Origin of the sequence: Amycolatopsis nalaikhensis (assembly GCF_030264295.1) — a bacterium.
GTDB classification, from domain to species: Bacteria; Actinomycetota; Actinomycetes; order Mycobacteriales; family Pseudonocardiaceae; genus Amycolatopsis; species Amycolatopsis nalaikhensis.
This window is the reverse complement of the sequence record NZ_CP127173.1, coordinates 4489805-4505166: the sequence shown is the minus strand read 5'-3', so window position 1 is coordinate 4505166 and position 15362 is coordinate 4489805. Positions and strand designations below refer to the sequence as shown.

The 15362-nt window shown below is 71.7% G+C and carries 17 protein-coding genes; 13 read left to right on the top strand and 4 right to left on the bottom strand.

The window, feature by feature from the left end:
- Positions 1-9: 9 nt before the first annotated feature.
- Positions 10-867: a DUF6542 domain-containing protein gene (locus QP939_RS22300; protein WP_285458758.1), complete on the top strand. Its 858-nt coding sequence runs from the start codon at positions 10-12 to the stop codon at positions 865-867.
- Between the two features lie 59 nt (positions 868-926).
- On the opposite strand, the gene QP939_RS22295 is transcribed toward QP939_RS22300, so the two are convergent.
- Positions 927-1922: a 4-hydroxy-3-methylbut-2-enyl diphosphate reductase gene (locus tag QP939_RS22295; RefSeq protein ID WP_285458757.1), complete on the bottom strand. Its 996-nt coding sequence runs from the start codon at positions 1920-1922 to the stop codon at positions 927-929.
- A 151-nt stretch (positions 1923-2073) separates the two neighbouring features.
- On the opposite strand from QP939_RS22295, the gene QP939_RS22290 reads away from it, so the two are divergent.
- The 6 genes from QP939_RS22290 to QP939_RS22265 all read left to right on the top strand — a co-directional run bounded on the left by QP939_RS22290 (position 2074) and on the right by QP939_RS22265 (position 6539).
- Entirely contained in the window at positions 2074-2799 is a 726-nt protein-coding gene (locus QP939_RS22290; protein ID WP_285458756.1) for a lipid droplet-associated protein, read from the top strand.
- Entirely contained in the window at positions 2796-4034 is a 1239-nt protein-coding gene (xseA, locus tag QP939_RS22285) for an exodeoxyribonuclease VII large subunit (RefSeq protein WP_285458755.1), read from the top strand. Before QP939_RS22290 ends, xseA begins: the two co-directional genes overlap by 4 nt.
- A complete protein-coding gene (locus tag QP939_RS22280) occupies positions 4031-4429 on the top strand; it encodes a hypothetical protein (protein ID WP_285458754.1) in 399 nt (132 codons plus the stop codon). The genes xseA and QP939_RS22280 overlap by 4 nt, the downstream gene beginning before the upstream one ends.
- Positions 4426-4647: an exodeoxyribonuclease VII small subunit gene (locus QP939_RS22275; RefSeq protein WP_285458753.1), complete on the top strand. Its 222-nt coding sequence runs from the start codon at positions 4426-4428 to the stop codon at positions 4645-4647. The genes QP939_RS22280 and QP939_RS22275 overlap by 4 nt, the downstream gene beginning before the upstream one ends.
- Before the next feature lie 84 nt (positions 4648-4731).
- Positions 4732-5781: a class II fructose-bisphosphatase gene (gene glpX, locus QP939_RS22270; protein WP_285458752.1), complete on the top strand. Its 1050-nt coding sequence runs from the start codon at positions 4732-4734 to the stop codon at positions 5779-5781.
- A gap of 8 nt (positions 5782-5789) precedes the next feature.
- A complete protein-coding gene (locus tag QP939_RS22265) occupies positions 5790-6539 on the top strand; it encodes a S1 family peptidase (protein WP_285458751.1) in 750 nt (249 codons plus the stop codon).
- Position 6540: 1 nt separating this feature from the next.
- Here the strand turns inward: QP939_RS22265 and QP939_RS22260 are convergent, their stop codons facing one another.
- Positions 6541-7530, bottom strand: a complete 990-nt coding sequence (locus tag QP939_RS22260) for an NAD(P)/FAD-dependent oxidoreductase (RefSeq protein WP_285458750.1) — start codon at positions 7528-7530, stop codon at positions 6541-6543.
- Positions 7531-7607: 77 nt separating this feature from the next.
- Between QP939_RS22260 and QP939_RS22255 the strand changes: the two genes are divergently transcribed.
- From QP939_RS22255 to QP939_RS22230, 6 genes are all read left to right on the top strand, one after another.
- On the top strand, positions 7608-8231 hold the full coding sequence (locus tag QP939_RS22255) for a hypothetical protein (protein WP_285458749.1): 624 nt from the start codon (positions 7608-7610) through the stop codon (positions 8229-8231).
- A 27-nt stretch (positions 8232-8258) separates the two neighbouring features.
- Positions 8259-9656 (top strand): class II fumarate hydratase, encoded by a 1398-nt coding sequence (locus QP939_RS22250; RefSeq protein WP_285458748.1) that lies wholly within the window; start codon positions 8259-8261, stop codon positions 9654-9656.
- Between the two features lie 18 nt (positions 9657-9674).
- Entirely contained in the window at positions 9675-10538 is an 864-nt protein-coding gene (locus tag QP939_RS22245) for a helix-turn-helix domain-containing protein (protein ID WP_285458747.1), read from the top strand.
- A 51-nt stretch (positions 10539-10589) separates the two neighbouring features.
- Positions 10590-12248, top strand: a complete 1659-nt coding sequence (locus tag QP939_RS22240) for a PstS family phosphate ABC transporter substrate-binding protein (protein WP_285458746.1) — start codon at positions 10590-10592, stop codon at positions 12246-12248.
- A gap of 40 nt (positions 12249-12288) precedes the next feature.
- Positions 12289-13821 (top strand): ATP-dependent DNA ligase, encoded by a 1533-nt coding sequence (locus tag QP939_RS22235; RefSeq protein WP_285458745.1) that lies wholly within the window; start codon positions 12289-12291, stop codon positions 13819-13821.
- Between the two features lie 187 nt (positions 13822-14008).
- Positions 14009-14449, top strand: coding sequence for a hypothetical protein (locus QP939_RS22230; RefSeq protein WP_285458744.1), 441 nt, complete (start codon positions 14009-14011; stop codon positions 14447-14449).
- Between the two features lie 41 nt (positions 14450-14490).
- On the opposite strand, the gene QP939_RS22225 is transcribed toward QP939_RS22230, so the two are convergent.
- Positions 14491-14865 (bottom strand): hypothetical protein, encoded by a 375-nt coding sequence (locus tag QP939_RS22225; protein WP_285458743.1) that lies wholly within the window; start codon positions 14863-14865, stop codon positions 14491-14493.
- Positions 14865-15212, bottom strand: coding sequence for a hypothetical protein (locus QP939_RS22220; RefSeq protein ID WP_285458742.1), 348 nt, complete (start codon positions 15210-15212; stop codon positions 14865-14867). The genes QP939_RS22225 and QP939_RS22220 overlap by 1 nt, the downstream gene beginning before the upstream one ends.
- Positions 15213-15362: the final 150 nt, after the last annotated feature.

The following is a 15362-nucleotide window of genomic DNA, read 5'->3' as shown; positions in this document are numbered from 1 at the left end:
TGTTGCCCTGTGACCGCGATTCGCGATCGCCAGAGCGATCCAGATGCCGACGACGTCCCCGTTCCGTGGGACGAGCGTCCTGTCGTCGGTTCGAGGCGCGGGCTGCCGTGGTGGGCCGCTGTGCTCGTCGGGCTCGGGCTGGCCGTTGTCGGTGCCCTCGTGGGGAAGCCCGCCCAGGGCAACATCCCGGTGATCTTCACCGTCTGCTACATCGCCGGGGCGATCATCGCCGTCTGCGCGGTGCGGCGGCGCGGCCTCTTCGGCCCCATGGTGATGCCGCCGCTCGTGCTGGCCGTCACCGTGCCCGGCGTGATCCTGCTGACCTCCGGGTCCCAGGGCGACGACATGCTGTCGAAAGCCCTGAACATCGGCACGCCGCTGATCAACCTCTTCCCGACGATGGCGATCACCACCGGCCTCACCCTGCTCATCGGCTTCGTCCGGTTCTTCCGCGAACGCGACCCGGACGCCCCCAAGAAGGGCAAGAAGACCGACGACGAACCGGCGCCGCGGGCCGCCGCCGGGCGGACCCGGCCTCCCGGCTCGAACCGCACCGGGCAGACTCCGCTCCCGCAAGGGGCTCGGCGGGGCGAGCCGCCCCGGCGGCCGCGGCCTCCCGCCGATGGTGAACGTCGCACGCCGCGCACCCCGCCGCCCGAGCGCGAGCGCGAACGGGGCGCCCGGAAGCCGCCGCCTCCCGTGCGGCGGGCTCCTCGGCCGGACGAAGGCGACCCGCGTCGCCGGGGTGAAGCTCCGCGGCGACGTCCGCGTCCGCCCGCCGAAGACGGCCGGGACGCTCCCCCGCCCCGACGGCCGCGGAACGCGCCGCCTCGGCGGAGCCGTCCCTGGGACGAAGAAGAACGCTGACCCACCGAAAACGGCGGTCGCCCTACCCGAGGGCGACCGCCGTTTTTCGTATCCAGGACTCAGACCTTGCGAAGCTCCTTCGGCGGCGCGAACGAGATCTTCTCGTTGGCCGTCGTCACCTCGTTGACGTCGCCGTAGCCGCGCTCGGCCAGCCAGTCCAGCAGCTCCATGACCAGCACGTCCGGCACCGACGCCCCGGACGTCACGCCGACCGTCGTCACGCCCGACAGCCACGCCTCGTCCACCTCGCGCGCGAAGTCGACCAGGTAGGACGCCCGCGCGCCCGCCTTCAGCGCCACCTCGACCAGGCGCTTCGAGTTGGACGAGTTCTTCGACCCGACCACCAGCACCAGGTCGCACTCGGCCGCCATCGCCTTGACCGCGACCTGGCGGTTCGTCGTCGCGTAACAGATGTCGTCGCTCGGCGGGTCCGCCAGGCCCGGGAAACGCTCGCGCAGCTGGTCGACGCGCTCCATCGTCTCGTCGACCGACAACGTCGTCTGGGACAGCCAGATCACCTTCGAGGGGTCGCGCACCTCGACCTTGTCGACGTCCTCGGCCGTGTCGACCAGCTGGACCTTGTCCGGCGCCTCGCCGGCCGTGCCCTCGACCTCTTCGTGGCCTTCGTGGCCGATCAGCAGGATGTCGTAGTCGTCCTTCGCGAACCGGTTGACCTCCTTGTGCACCTTCGTCACCAGGGGGCAGGTCGCGTCGATCGTGCGCAGGTTCCGGTCGGCGGCCTCCTGGTGCACCATCGGCGAGACGCCGTGCGCGGAGAACACCACCAGCGCGCCTTCGGGCACCTCGGACGTCTCGTCGACGAAGATCGCGCCGCGCTCGCGCAGCGTCTCGACCACGTGCCGGTTGTGCACGATCTCCTTGCGGACGTACACCGGCGCGCCGTAGACCTCGAGGGCCTTCTCGACAGCGATCACCGCGCGGTCGACGCCCGCGCAGTAACCACGGGGCTTGGCGAGCAGCACCCGCTTGCCGGAAGCGGTTCCGGTGATCGTCGGGGTACCCGCGGGCTCGATTCCGGGACTCGCTGAACTCATGGCACCCAGGGTACGGGCAGGCCCGAGACGAACTCGAAGTCCCTTTCGGGTGAGCTTCGTCCCTCTTCAGAGCTGTGCCGGGGGTCACGCACCGCGCCCGAGTCCACCCGTTCGGTTGGGCAGTTCGGCGCGGATGCGGCAGGCTAGGCGTATGAAGCCTTTCCCGCTCCCCCTCCGGGTCGCCGCGGGCCTCGCCGTCTCCACCGCCGAGCGGGTTCGCGAACTCCCCCGGCAGCTCGCCGGGCTCCCGGTGACCGTGGTCAGCCAGGTGCTGCAGGCCTCCATGCGGGTCCAGCAGCACGTCACCGAGCTGGCGATCAAGGGCGACAACGCCCTGTCGAGCCTGCGCCCGGTCGAGGACACGCCGAGCTGGGCGACCTTCGACGAGGACCTCGACGTCAGCCCCGCCCGGCCGAACCTGGCACCGGTCGCCGACGTGCCCGAGCCGCGAACGGAACTCAACGGTCACCCGGGGTCACTCTCCGAACTCGAAGCGGAACTGGGCGACCCGTGGGCCGAAGAGGAACGCGCGCTCGCCGAGGACCACGCGGACGGCGAGAACGACGCCCAGGAAGACGACACCAAGCCGCAGCCCGGCACGCCCAAGATCGACAAGAAGACCAAGGCCGAGACCCCGCGGACCAGCGCGGGCGGGTACGAGGGCCCGGCCGGGCTGACCGGCTACGACCAGCTCACCCTGCCGCAGCTGCGGGCCCGGCTGCGGCAGCTCTCGATCGACCAGCTCGAGACCATCCTCGAGTACGAGCGCGCCAACGCCGACCGCTCGTCGTTCACCGGGATGCTGGCCCGCCGGATCGCCAACGCGCGCAAGGCGGAGCAGGCCGGGGAAGAAGACGGTCAAGAGAACGGCCAGTGACCACCGAGACCGAAGCGAGCACCGCCGAAAAGCCGTGGCCGGTCCGGACCGTCGCGCGCAAGATCGGCGACTGGATCCACCGGCTCGGCACCGTCTGGGTCGAGGGCCAGGTCACGCAGATCAACTCGCGGCCGAACACGCAGACCGCGTTCCTGACGCTGCGGGACCCGTCGGCGGACGTGTCGATGTCGGTCACCTGCCCGAACTGGCTGATCCGCGAGATGGAACCGCCGCTGCGCGAGGGCGCGAGCGTGGTCGTGCACGCGAAGCCGTCGTTCTTCTTCGGGCGCGGCACGATCAGCCTGCGCGCCGACCAGATCCGCGCGGTCGGCGTCGGTGAGCTGCTGGCGCGGATCGAGCGGCTGCGCAAGCTGCTGGCCGCCGAAGGCCTGTTCTCGCCGCAGCGCAAGCGGCCGATCCCGTTCCTGCCGAAGGGCGTCGGGCTGGTCACCGGGCGCGCGTCGGCGGCCGAGCGGGACGTCCTCGTCAACGCCCAGACCCGGTGGCCGCACGTGCGGTTCAAGGTCATCAACACCGCCGTCCAGGGCCCGCAGGCGGTGCCGCAGGTCATGCGCGCGCTGCGGATCCTCGACGCCGATCCCGAGATCGACGTCATCGTCATCGCCCGCGGCGGCGGCAGCGTCGAGGACCTGCTGCCGTTCTCCGACGAGGCGCTCTGCCGCGCCGTGTCGGCCGCGGGGACGCCGGTGGTCAGCGCGATCGGGCACGAGCCGGACACCCCGCTGCTCGACCACGTCGCCGACCTGCGCTGCTCGACGCCGACCGACGCCGGCAAGCGGATCGTCCCGGACCTGCGCGAGGAGACCGAGCGGGTCCGGCAGATGCGCGACCGCGGCCGTCGCGCCCTGCACGGCTGGGTCGACACGCAGACGCGCCTGCTCACCCAGCTCCGCAGCCGCCCGTCCCTGGCCGATCCGCTCGGTCCGGTGCAGCGGCGCCAGGACGACGTCGACGTCCACCGCGAGCGGGCGCGCCGCGCGATGCTGACGCTGCTCGCCAAGGACCAGGCCGAGCTCGCGAGCGCGCGGGCCCGGCTGACCGCGCTCGGCCCGGCCGCGACGCTGGCCCGCGGCTACGCGGTCGTGCAGTTCCTCGATTCCGAAGGCAACCTCCAGGTACTCCGCTCCGTCTCCGAAGTCGAGGCCGGTGCCCAGCTGCGCGTGCGCGTGGGCGACGGCGCGATCAAGGCGGTGGCGGAAGGAGAGCAGGGGTGAAGGCGACGTTCCTGCCGCTCACCGTGGACGCCGCCCGGCGCTTGGGCGCGCGTCCGCTGCTGGACCAGGCGATGCGCACGGACCGGGCGGCCGCGGAGTGCTGGACGGCGCTGCTCGCCGGGTGCCACAGCTCGGCCCGCCGCGCCCTGGGGCCGCAGCTGCGGCGGCTGTCCGAGGCGACGTCGACGCAGGTCGGCTCGCGCTGGTGGTTCGCCGAGGGGGCCGGGCACCGGAAGCGGGTGGCGGGCGCGCAGGAGAACCTCGAAGAGGCGATCGCGGACGGTGACGGCCAGGAGTTCGCCCTCGCGTTCGTCGGGTACGACCACGCGATGGCGAGCGCGGTAGTGTGCGCGAACAGCGTGCAAGCCCGGAAGGTCGGAGAACACCGAGCGTGAGTGAAGCAACCAGCGAGGAGCTCGGCTACGAGCAGGCCCGTGACCGCCTCGTCGAGGTCGTCCGCGAGCTCGAAGCCGGCGGTTTGTCCCTCGAGCAGTCGCTCGCGTTGTGGGAGAAGGGCGAGAAGCTCGCGAAGGTCTGTGAGCGCCATCTCGAAGGCGCGCGCGAGCGCATCGAAGCGGCCCTGGCCTCGGTGGAGGACGACTCCGAACAGTGAGGTAGGCCATGCCGACGGTATCTGGAAACACAGCGGGTATCTGACAGACTGTTGACCCGCCAGTTCCACGATCCGGGAGGCCTGATGTCCACCGCACCGCGCCGTCGTGAAGCACCCGACCGCAACCTCGCGATGGAGCTGGTCAGGGTGACCGAAGCCGCCGCGATGGCCGCCGGTCGCTGGGTCGGCCGGGGCGACAAGATCGGCGGGGACGGCGCGGCCGTCGACGCGATGCGCCAGCTCGTCTCGACGGTGTCGATGCGCGGGGTCGTGGTGATCGGCGAGGGCGAGAAGGACGAAGCGCCCATGCTGTTCAACGGCGAAGAGGTCGGCAACGGCGACGGCCCGGACTGCGACGTCGCGGTGGACCCGGTCGACGGCACGACGCTGATGGCCAAGGGCATGCCCAACGCCCTCGCGGTGCTCGCCGTCGCCGAGCGCGGCGCGATGTTCGACCCGTCCGCGGTGTTCTACATGGAGAAGCTGGCCGTCGGGCCGGACGCGGCCGGCAAGGTCGAGCTCGGCGCCCCGATCGCGGAGAACATCCGCCGGGTCGCGAAGGCGAAGAACAGCAGCGTCAGCGACGTCACCGTGTGCATCCTCGACCGCCCGCGGCACGAGCAGATCATCAAGGAGGTCCGCGACGCCGGCGCGCGGATCCGGTTCATCTCCGACGGCGACGTCGCGGGCGCGATCGCCGCGGCCCGCCCGACCACCGGCGTCGACATGCTGATCGGCATCGGCGGCACGCCCGAGGGCATCATCGCGGCCTGCGCGATGAAGTGCCTCGGCGGCGAGCTGCAGGGCCGCCTGTGGCCGAAGGACGACGCCGAGCGCGAGAAGGCCCTCGCCGCCGGCCACGACCTCGACCGCGTCCTGCTCAACGACGACCTCGTGCGCGGCGACAACGTCTTCTTCTGCGCCACCGGCGTCACCGACGGTGACCTGCTGCGCGGCGTCCACTACCGCGAGGGCGGGGCGACGACGCAGTCCATCGTGATGCGGTCCAAGTCCGGGACCGTCAGAATGATCGACGGCTACCACCGGCTGAACAAGCTGCGGGCGTACTCCTCGGTCAACTTCGACGGCCACCTGGACGCGCCCGACGACGACGTCGTGCCCCCGCTGCCGTAAGGAGTTCCGTGACCAGGCGACTGCTCGCCCTGCTGGTCCTCAGCCTCGTCCTGGTCCCCGGCACCGCCGCGGCCGCCCCCGTGATCGTCGGAGGCGGTGACGCGGACCAGCCGTACCCGTTCGCGGTGTCGCTGCACTCGTCGACGGGCAAGCTGTTCTGCGCCGGCGCGCTGATCGCGCCCACCTGGGTGGTCACGGCCGCGCACTGCGCGTTCGACAAGACCCCGCCCGCGGTGTCCGTGCGGGCGGGGACGAACGACTCCGGTCAGGGCGGCGAGGTCGCCCAGGTCGCCGCGATCGTCGTGAACCCGGCGTTCAACACGCAGAGCCCGGCGGGCGACATCGCGTTGCTGCGGCTGGCGACGCCGGTCAAGGCGGCGCCGATCGCGTTGGCCACGGCCGCGTCGCCGGGCACGGCGACCCGGATCCTCGGCTGGGGCCAGACGTGCCCGAAGCTCAACTGCGGCCAGATCCCCACGACGCTGCAGCAGCTCGACACGCACATCGTCGAGGGCGCGAAGTGCACGTCGGTGTTCGACGGCACGGCCGAGTTGTGCACGGACAACCCCGGCGGCAAGTCCGGGGCGTGCTTCGGTGACTCCGGCGGGCCGGAGATCGTCCGCGACGGCGACCACTGGCTGCTCGCCGGCGTCACCAGCCGTCCGGGCAACAACGACCCGGAATGCGCGACGGCGCCGTCGATCTACACGTCCGTCGTCGCGTACGCGCCGTGGATCGCGGAGAAGACGAAGGCCTGAGCTACTCGGCGTTGCTGGAGTGGCCCGGGAACAGGTGAGCCTCCGGGTCGAGCGCGACGGCGATGTTGTTGACGGCCGTCGCGGCCTCGCCGAAACCGGTCGCGATCAGCTTCACCTTCCCCGGGTACGCGGCCACGTCGCCCGCCGCGTAGACGCGCTCGCGAGCGGTCGCCATCGTCGAGTCCACGGCGATCGCGCGGTGGTCGATCTCCAGGCCCCAGCTCTCGATCGGGCCGAGGTCGGCGGTGAAGCCGAGCGCCGCGACGACGGCGTTGGCCGGGAGCCGCTCGTCTCCGGCGCCCTTGATCGCGACGTCGACGGCTTCGAGCGAACCGTCGGCGGCCTCGACGAACCGGGTGACCTCGGCGTCGGTGATGATCCGGACGCCGAGTTCGCGCGCCTGCCGCACGATCGACTCGGCGGCGCGGAACTTCGCCCGGCGGTGCACGAGCGTCACGCTCGCCGCGACCGGGTGCAGGGCGAGGATCCAGTCGAACGCCGAGTCGCCGCCGCCGACGACCACGACGTGCTGGCCCGCGTGCGCCTGCAGCGACGGGACGAAGTGGACCATGCCGCGGCCGAGCCAGCCGTCGCCGGCGGGCAGCGGACGCGGGGTGAACTCGCCGATGCCGGCGGTGATCAGCACGGCGCCCGCGCGCAAGGTGTCACCGCCGTCGAGGGTCAGCTCGACGCCTTCGCCGACGCTCTCGAGCTTTTCGGCCTTGCGCCCCAAGAGGTACTTCGGCTTCCACGGCGCGGCCTGCTTCACCAGGCCGTCGACCAGATCGCGGCCGCGGACCTCGGCGAACCCGCCGACGTCGTAGATCATCTTCTCCGGGTACATCGCGGTGACCTGGCCGCCGGGCTCGGGCAGCGAGTCGACCACCGCCATCGACAGCCCGCGGAACCCGGCGTAGTAGGCGGCGAACAGGCCGGTCGGGCCCGCGCCGATGATGACGAGGTCGTAGGAGTCCCCAGCAACGTCAGTCATGCTCGCTCCAGCCAGTGGTGGATGGCGGTGATCGAGAACACAGCCGATCCTAGCCGGATCGGAGTTCACTCGACGTGGTGCGACACCGGCGCCCCGACGACCGGCGCCCGCCGTGGGGCGTGCGGCGGACGGTGCTGAGCGCGGCCGCGGCGGTCGTGCTGCTCCTCGGCTGGTTCGCGCTGGCCGTCCGGCTCGCGCTGCCGTCGGCCGAACCGGTGGGGTTTCTCCCGTTCGTTCTCATCGCCTTCGCGGCTCTCGTCGTGGTCGGCCGCCGGCTGGCCCGGACGGGTCTCCTGCTCGCACTGCTGGGGCTGCTGCCGGTGCTCGCCGCGGTGCTCGGCGGCTGGACGGCGGTCGGCGACGAGATCCTGCGATCCCGGGGAAAGCCGGTCGAGGTGCTGGTGACCGCGGAGTCCGCGGTCAGGCTGAGAGGCGGGTTCGCCTACACCTACGACGTGCGGAAACCGGACGGGAGCCCGGATTCGCTCGACCCGGGCACCGGCACGCGGCTGGTGGTCGGCAGCCGGGTGCGGATCGTCGAAGATCCCGGCGGGCTCGTGGCCACCCAGCTGGCGGGAAAGCAGGACCCGGCGGTGCCGCTGGTCTTCGCCGGGCTCGGCGTGGGCGGCCTCGTCGGCTCGGTGGCCGTGACCGCGGTCGCCGGTGAACGGCGCAGGGTGCGCAACGCCACCACGCGGTGACTCGCGAACAGGTCCAGAATCGGTGTCATGGCTGACCAGGAATACCGGATCGAACACGACACGATGGGCGAGGTCCGCGTGCCGGCCGACGCGCTCTACCGCGCGCAGACCCAGCGGGCCGTCGAGAACTTCCCGATCTCCGGCCGGGGCCTGGAGCGCGCCCAGATCCGCGCGCTCGGCCTGCTCAAGGCCGCCGCCGCGCGCGTCAACCTCAAGCTCGGCGTGCTCGACGCCGACGTCGCGGAGGCCATCGCCAAAGCCGCCGACGAGGTCGCCGAAGGCGCCCACGACGCGCACTTCCCGATCGACGTGTTCCAGACCGGCTCGGGAACGTCGTCGAACATGAACGCCAACGAGGTCATCGCGACCCTCGCGAGCAGGGCCCTCGGCAAGGACGTGCACCCGAACGACCACGTCAACGCGTCGCAGTCGTCGAACGACACCTTCCCGACGACGATCCACGTCGCCGCGACCGAAGCCGTCACCAAGGACGTCATCCCCGCGCTCGAGTACCTCGCGGGCGCCATCGAGGTGCGCGCCGCGGAGTGGGCCGACGTCGTGAAGTCCGGCCGCACGCACCTGATGGACGCGGTGCCGATCACGCTCGGCCAGGAGGCGGGCGCGTGGGCGTCGCAGATCCGGTTCGGCATCGAACGGCTGAAGTCGGGCCTGCCGCGGCTGGGCGAGCTGCCGATCGGCGGCACCGCCGTCGGGTCGGGCCTCAACGCGCCGGACGGCTTCGGCGAGGCCGTCGCGACCGAGCTGGCCACCGTGACCGGGCTCCCGCTGACCGAGGCCCGCGACCACTTCGAGGCGCAGGCGACGCAGGACAGCGTCGTCGAGACGTCCGGGCACCTGCGCACGATCGCCGTGTCGCTCAACAAGATCGCGAACGACCTGCGGTGGCTGGGCTCCGGCCCGCGCACCGGGCTGGCCGAGCTGGCGCTGCCGGACCTGCAGCCGGGCTCGTCGATCATGCCGGGCAAGGTGAACCCGGTGATCCCGGAGGCGACGCTGCAGGTGGTCGCGCAGGTGATCGGCAACGACGCGGCGGTCGCGTTCGCCGGTGCCGCCGGCAACTTCCAGCTCAACGTCAACCTGCCGGTGATCGCGCGGAACGTCCTCGAGTCGGCGCGCCTGCTCGCGGCCGTGTCGCGGCTGCTGGCGGACAAGGTGTTCGCGGGCATCACCGTGAACGCCGAGCGCACCCGCACCTACGCCGAGGGTTCGCCGTCGATCGTGACGCCGTTGAACAAGTACATCGGCTACGAAGAGGCCGCGGCCGTCGCGAAGCAGGCGCTGAAGGAGCTGAAGACGATCCGCGAGGTCGTCATCGAGCGCGGCCACGTCAAGGACGGCAAGCTCACCGAAGCCCAGCTCGACGAAGCGCTCGACGTCCTCCGCATGGCCCGCGGCGGCAAGTGAGCCCGGGATACTGGGGGCATGAGTGACGCAGCCGAGCTGGGCGCCTTCCTGAAGGCACGCCGCGCCGCACTGGACCCCGCCGACCTGGGCCTGCCGCCCGGGATCACACACCGGCGGGTCCAGGGCCTGCGCCGCGAGGAACTCGCGCAGCTGTCGGGGATCAGCGTCGACTACTACACGCGGCTCGAGCAGGGCCGCGCGAAGAACGTCTCGGACGCGATCCTCGACGCGCTGGCCCGTGCCTTGCGACTCAATCCCGGCGAGGAGGCCTACCTGCGCAACCTCGCCGCGCCGAAGCGCCGGGACGAGCGCGCGCCGCAGCGGGTCCGGCCCGAGCTGCAGCAGCTGCTCGACGCGATCCAGGCACCCGCCTTCGTGTTCGGGCGGTACATGGACGTGCTGGCCTGGAACGCCCTCGGCGGCGCGATCGCCTTCGCCTTCGCCGACCTCGAAGAGCGCAACATGCCGAAGCTCGTCTTCACCGACGAACGCGCGAAGGAACTGCACCCGGAGTACGACGCCGTGTGCCGCGAGCTCGTCGCGAACCTGCGCGCCGAAAGCGGACGGCACCCCGGCGACCCGGAGTTCGCGCGGTTGATCGACGAGCTTTCGCTGGCCAGCGAACGGTTCCGGAAGCTGTGGGCCGAGCACGCCGTGCGGGAGAAGGCGCAGGGGTGGAAGGTGCTGCGCAACCCCGTCGTCGGCGAGCTGCGGCTGCGCTACGAGACGCTGCGCCTGCCCGACGACCCGGATCAGGGCATCGTCGTCTACCACGCCGAACCGGGGTCGGAAAGCGAACGCGCGCTGGGCCTGCTGGCCAGCTGGATCGCCGCCGATGAACGGCCGGTGAACACTCGGTCGGCGCGGCCCCACACGGCGTGAGGCCTGCTTAGGCTGCTTGACCTGGGGAACCGGGGGCAGAGGAGCGGCACGGTGGGCGTCGGCGCGACGATGCAGTCACTCGCCGAGATCCTCAGCTCGGACTCGGGCAGCCTCGTCCTCGGCCTCGCCGCGCTGGTCGCGATGGCCGCGCCGTTCGTGGACCGCTACTTCATCCGGCGCCGCCGCCTGACGTTCCGGGTGCTCTACAACTCCAAGATCGGGCTGTCCCCGATCGACCTGCACGACGGCGAGAACGGCTCCGCGCAGGCCGACCCGCAGCTGGAGCGGACCGCGCGGCTGCTGAGCCGGATGAGCGTCGTGGTGATCCGGATCCACAACACCGGCGGGTTCGACATCGCGCCGGAGGACTTCGAGATCCCGCTGTCGTTCACCTTCGGCAGCCGGATCGTCTGGGACGCGCGGGTTTCCGACGCCACCGACGACGGCCTGCGCCAGCACGTCCGCGAGGGCCTCGAGTTCTTCACTCGCGAAAGCCAGCCGGTCGAGAGCGCGAAGCTGTCCCGCGTGCGCGCGTTGCTGCCGAAGCGGCTCGCCGGGGTGCCCGCGCCCGAGGCTCCGGAGTGGCACGGCGTCCGGCTGGCGCGGCTTTCCTTGAAGCGCAAGGAAAAGTTCAAGCTGGTCGTCGTGCTGCGCGAGTCCGGCGGCGACGGCGAGATCAGCAAGGAGATCGACCACCACGCGCGGCTCGCCGCCGGCCGCATCAAGGACGACCGCAAGCAGCGCCGGTTCGGCTGGCCGGTGCTCACGACGGCGGTCGGGGTGCTGCTGACCGGGGCCCTGCTGGCCACGCTCATCGTTTCCTGGTCACGCCCCGCCGCCACCGCGCAGTGCGCCACCGGGAAGCTGTCGGTCGAGGGCTCGAGCGCGTTCGTCCCGATCATCGACCGCATCGCCGCCGAGTACCACGGCCAGTGCGACGGCGCCGCCATCACGACCCGCGCGACCGGCAGCGTCACCGGCGTCCGCGCGCTCGCCCCGGTCGGCGCGGCGGGCAAGGACGAGCTGGCGGTGCTCTCGGACGGCCGGTCCGGCGAGGCCGGGCCCGATCTCGAGGCGAAGGCCGTCGCGGTGGTCGTGTACAGCCTCGTCGTCAACCGGGCGGCCGGGGTCGACAAGCTGACGACCCAGCAGGTCAAGGACATCTTCAGCGGCCGCGTGCGGGACTGGGACCAGCTGCGGCCGGGCCCGTCCGTGCCGATCGGGATCGTCGGCCGCGGCCAGGAGTCGGGGACGCGCAAGACGTTCGAGCAGAAGGTGCTCGGCGGCGCCGAGGACCGGCTGACGTCGGACTCGTGCCGCGAGCCCGAGCGCGACCCGGCCGCGGCGACCACCCGCTGCGAGCGCGGCACCACCGCCGAGGTGCTCACCGAGGTCGCCGCCGTCCCGGGCGCGATCGGGTACGCCGACGTCCCGGCGGCCAAAACCGCGGCCGCTCGGGACCGGCAGGTGGCGGTCGTGCAGCTCGACGGCCGCTACCCCGACGTCACGTCGATCGCCGCCGGCTACCGGTTCTGGACCGTCGAGTACCTCTACACGAAGGGCGTGCCGGACGGCGCGAGCGTGCTGAAGCGCTTCCTCGACTACCTGGCGAGCCCGACCGCGCGGGCCGAGCTGCAGGACGCCGGGTACACGCCGTGCGTGACCAGGGACGGCCTGCTCGACCCCGTCTGCACCAGGCCGGACATCTGACCACCCTGAAATTGTCGGTGGTGCGGGTCATGATGTCCGGGTGTTGCTGAGCGAGTTGGTCCGGGCGTCCGCCGAGCTGGCGGCGACGAGGTCCAGGAAGGCGAAGATCGCCCTCCTGGCCGCGGTGCTGCGCGCCGCCGAGGTCGGCGAGCTGCCGGTGGTGATCGCCTACCTGACCGGGCAGACGGCGCAGGACCGGCTGGGTGCGGGCTGGCGCACCCTCGCCGGGCTGGGCGCCGGTGCGGCTCCGGAACCCGTCGCCACGGTGGCCGAGGTCGACGCGGCGCTCACCGCGGCGGCCGGCGTCGCGGCCGGCACGGGCTCGTCGACGCGGCGGCAAGAGGTGCTGCGGGCGTTGTTCGAGCGGCTCACGAAAGACGAGCAGCAGTTCCTGTTCCGGCTGGTCACCGGCGAGCTGCGGCAGGGCGCGCTGGAAGGCGTGATGGTCGACGCGGTCGCGGCGGCGGCCGACGTGCCCGCCGAGGACGTGCGGCGGGCGTTCATGCTGTCCGGCAAGCTCGGCGTCACCGGGGTCGCGGCGATGACCGGCGGGCAGGCGGCGCTGGCGGAGTTCCGGCTCACCCTGGGCACGCCGATCAAGCCGATGCTGGCGTCGCCGGCGGAGTCGCTGGACGAAGCCGTCGCCGAGCACGCCGAGGCGATCGTCGAGTACAAGATGGACGGTGCGCGGATCCAGGTCCACCGCCAAGGCGACGAGGTGCACGTCTGGACGCGCACGCTGCGCGAGATCACCGGGAGCGTGCAGGAGCTGGTGGAGCTCGTGCGGGCGCTGCCGTGCGAGTCGGTGGTGCTGGACGGCGAGACGCTGGCGCTGACCGACGCCGGGCGGCCGCGGCCGTTCCAGGACACGATGAGCCGGTTCGGCAGCACGCGCGAGGAGCAGGTGAAGGCGCTGCTGCTGCGGCCGTACTTCTTCGACTGCCTGCACCTCGACGGAGTCGACCTGCTGGACGCGCCGCTGTCCGAGCGCAACGCGGCGCTGCGCAAGGTCGCCGGGGCGCACGTGATCCCCGGCGAGATCGGCACGGCGCGGGCTTCGGCGGTCCTGGAGGCGGCGATGGAGGCCGGGCACGAAGGGGTGATGGTCAAGGACCTGGCGTCGCCGTACGCGGCCGGGCGGCGCGGGCGGGCGTGGCTGAAGGTCAAGCCGGTGCACACGATCGACCTGGTGGTGCTCGCGGCGGAGTGGGGCCACGGCAGGCGCACCGGCCGGCTGTCGAACCTGCACCTCGGCGCCCGCGACCCGGACGGCGGCCCGCCGATCATGGTGGGCAAGACGTTCAAGGGCATGACCGACGAGCTGCTGGCCTGGCAGACGGAGAAGTTCCAGGAGATCGAGACCCACCGCGACGACTGGACCGTGTACGTGCGCCCCGAAGTCGTGGTGGAGATCGAGCTGGACAGCGCCCAGGTGAGCACGCGCTACCCGGGCGGGCTGGCGCTGCGGTTCGCGCGGGTGGTCCGCTACCGCCCCGACAAGGACCCGGCGGACGCGGACACGATCGACACCGTCCGCGGTCTCCTGCACGGCGACCGGCCGGAAGGGAGCTGACCACAAAGGACTGAAGCCGACATCCCCCCCCTTGCGCGCCACTTCCGGGCACGCGTTCGACGAATTCGACCGCGGCATTCCTTGCGGTGGCGAGAATTTTGCCGCCGCGCCGGTACCCCCGGGCTCCCTAGAGTGCGCTCCTCACCCCCAGTCCCGCCCGCTTCCGGGCGGTCATCGAGGAGCGCAAGTGGTCAGCAAGGAACAGATGAAGGCGGCGATCCACGCCGCTTTCGACGGGGCCGTCGCGGACGGTGCCGGTTACACGAAGGTGTACGCCGTGGAGATCAGACAGAAGAACTTCCTGATCTTCCGGACCACCACCGTCAGCAACTTCGCGCTGGGTTTCCGGCCGGGGCAGACGGACTTCGTCCTCGTCCCGATCGAGGAGAAGAACGGCACCGTCGTCGCGGGCACCCCGCTGACGATCACCGACGCGAACCGCGCGTCGGTGAAGAAGCGCGACCTGCAGGGCCGGTTCGTCATCAAGACGACCGACGGGCAGACCTTCCGGCTCACGATCATCCCGTCCGTGGCGAAGATCCTGGCCGCCACCTACCAGCTGCCGGTCGAGCAGAAGGCCGAGTACGAAGCCTTCACCGCCCTCCGGGACGCCCTCACCGCGGCTTGACGACCGAGCGCCCCGGTGACCGCACCGGGGCGCCTCCGGGCTCAGTAACAGCGGTCCGACTTGATCGCGTACGTGTAGTTGTTGGACAAGTTGGACGTCACCTCGAAGCGGATCTTGTGGTAGACGGGCGGGTCGCCGAGCACGCCGTGCGACACCGTGTGCTCCTTGCCAGGGGCGATCGCGCCGCTCCACAGGCCCTTGTCGAAGACGTCCTCGATGATCTGGACGAGCATCCCGCGGTAGTCGTGGTTGTGCACGGTGATGTCGATCTTCTGGCCGGCACTCACCTCGACGACCTTCGTGGACCCGCCCATCAGCGGCCCGCCGCTGCAGACCTTCGTCGCGGCGGCCGACGCCGAGGGCGCCACCACCAGCGTCGCGGCCAGCGCCGCCACCGGCACGGTCAGCTTGCGCATCAGCGGTTCCCCACCTTCGTCTTGACCACGTTGGAGGTTTCGGCGATGTCGATGCCGTACTTCATCGAGCCGCCGCAGTAGGCGTGCTTGCCGTTCTTGAAGTAGAGCGTCAGGTCGCCCGCGCACTCGAAGACGCGGATGTCCCAGGTGCGCTCGCCCGGCCACAGGCAGATGGCGTCCTTGCCGGCCCGGCGCATCCAGCCGTGGTACCCCGATTCGCACGTGGTGATCGGATCACTCGCGACGGTCCCCGCCGCCGGAGCCGCCGCCGAGGCCGTGCCCACCGGCAGCAGTCCCGCGGCGAGCGCGGTCCCGATGACGGCCGCGACCCTCAGATTCGGACGCATGGATTTCCTTTCCCCACCCCGATGATGTGCAGTGGATTCGCCCGGCGATTCCGGGCACCGCCGACGTTAGGGACCGCCCGCGGCGCCGGGGAAGACGTGCACCGGCCGTCGCCGCGCGCAAGCCAAACGAAGATCGTCCGCGCAGGTCAG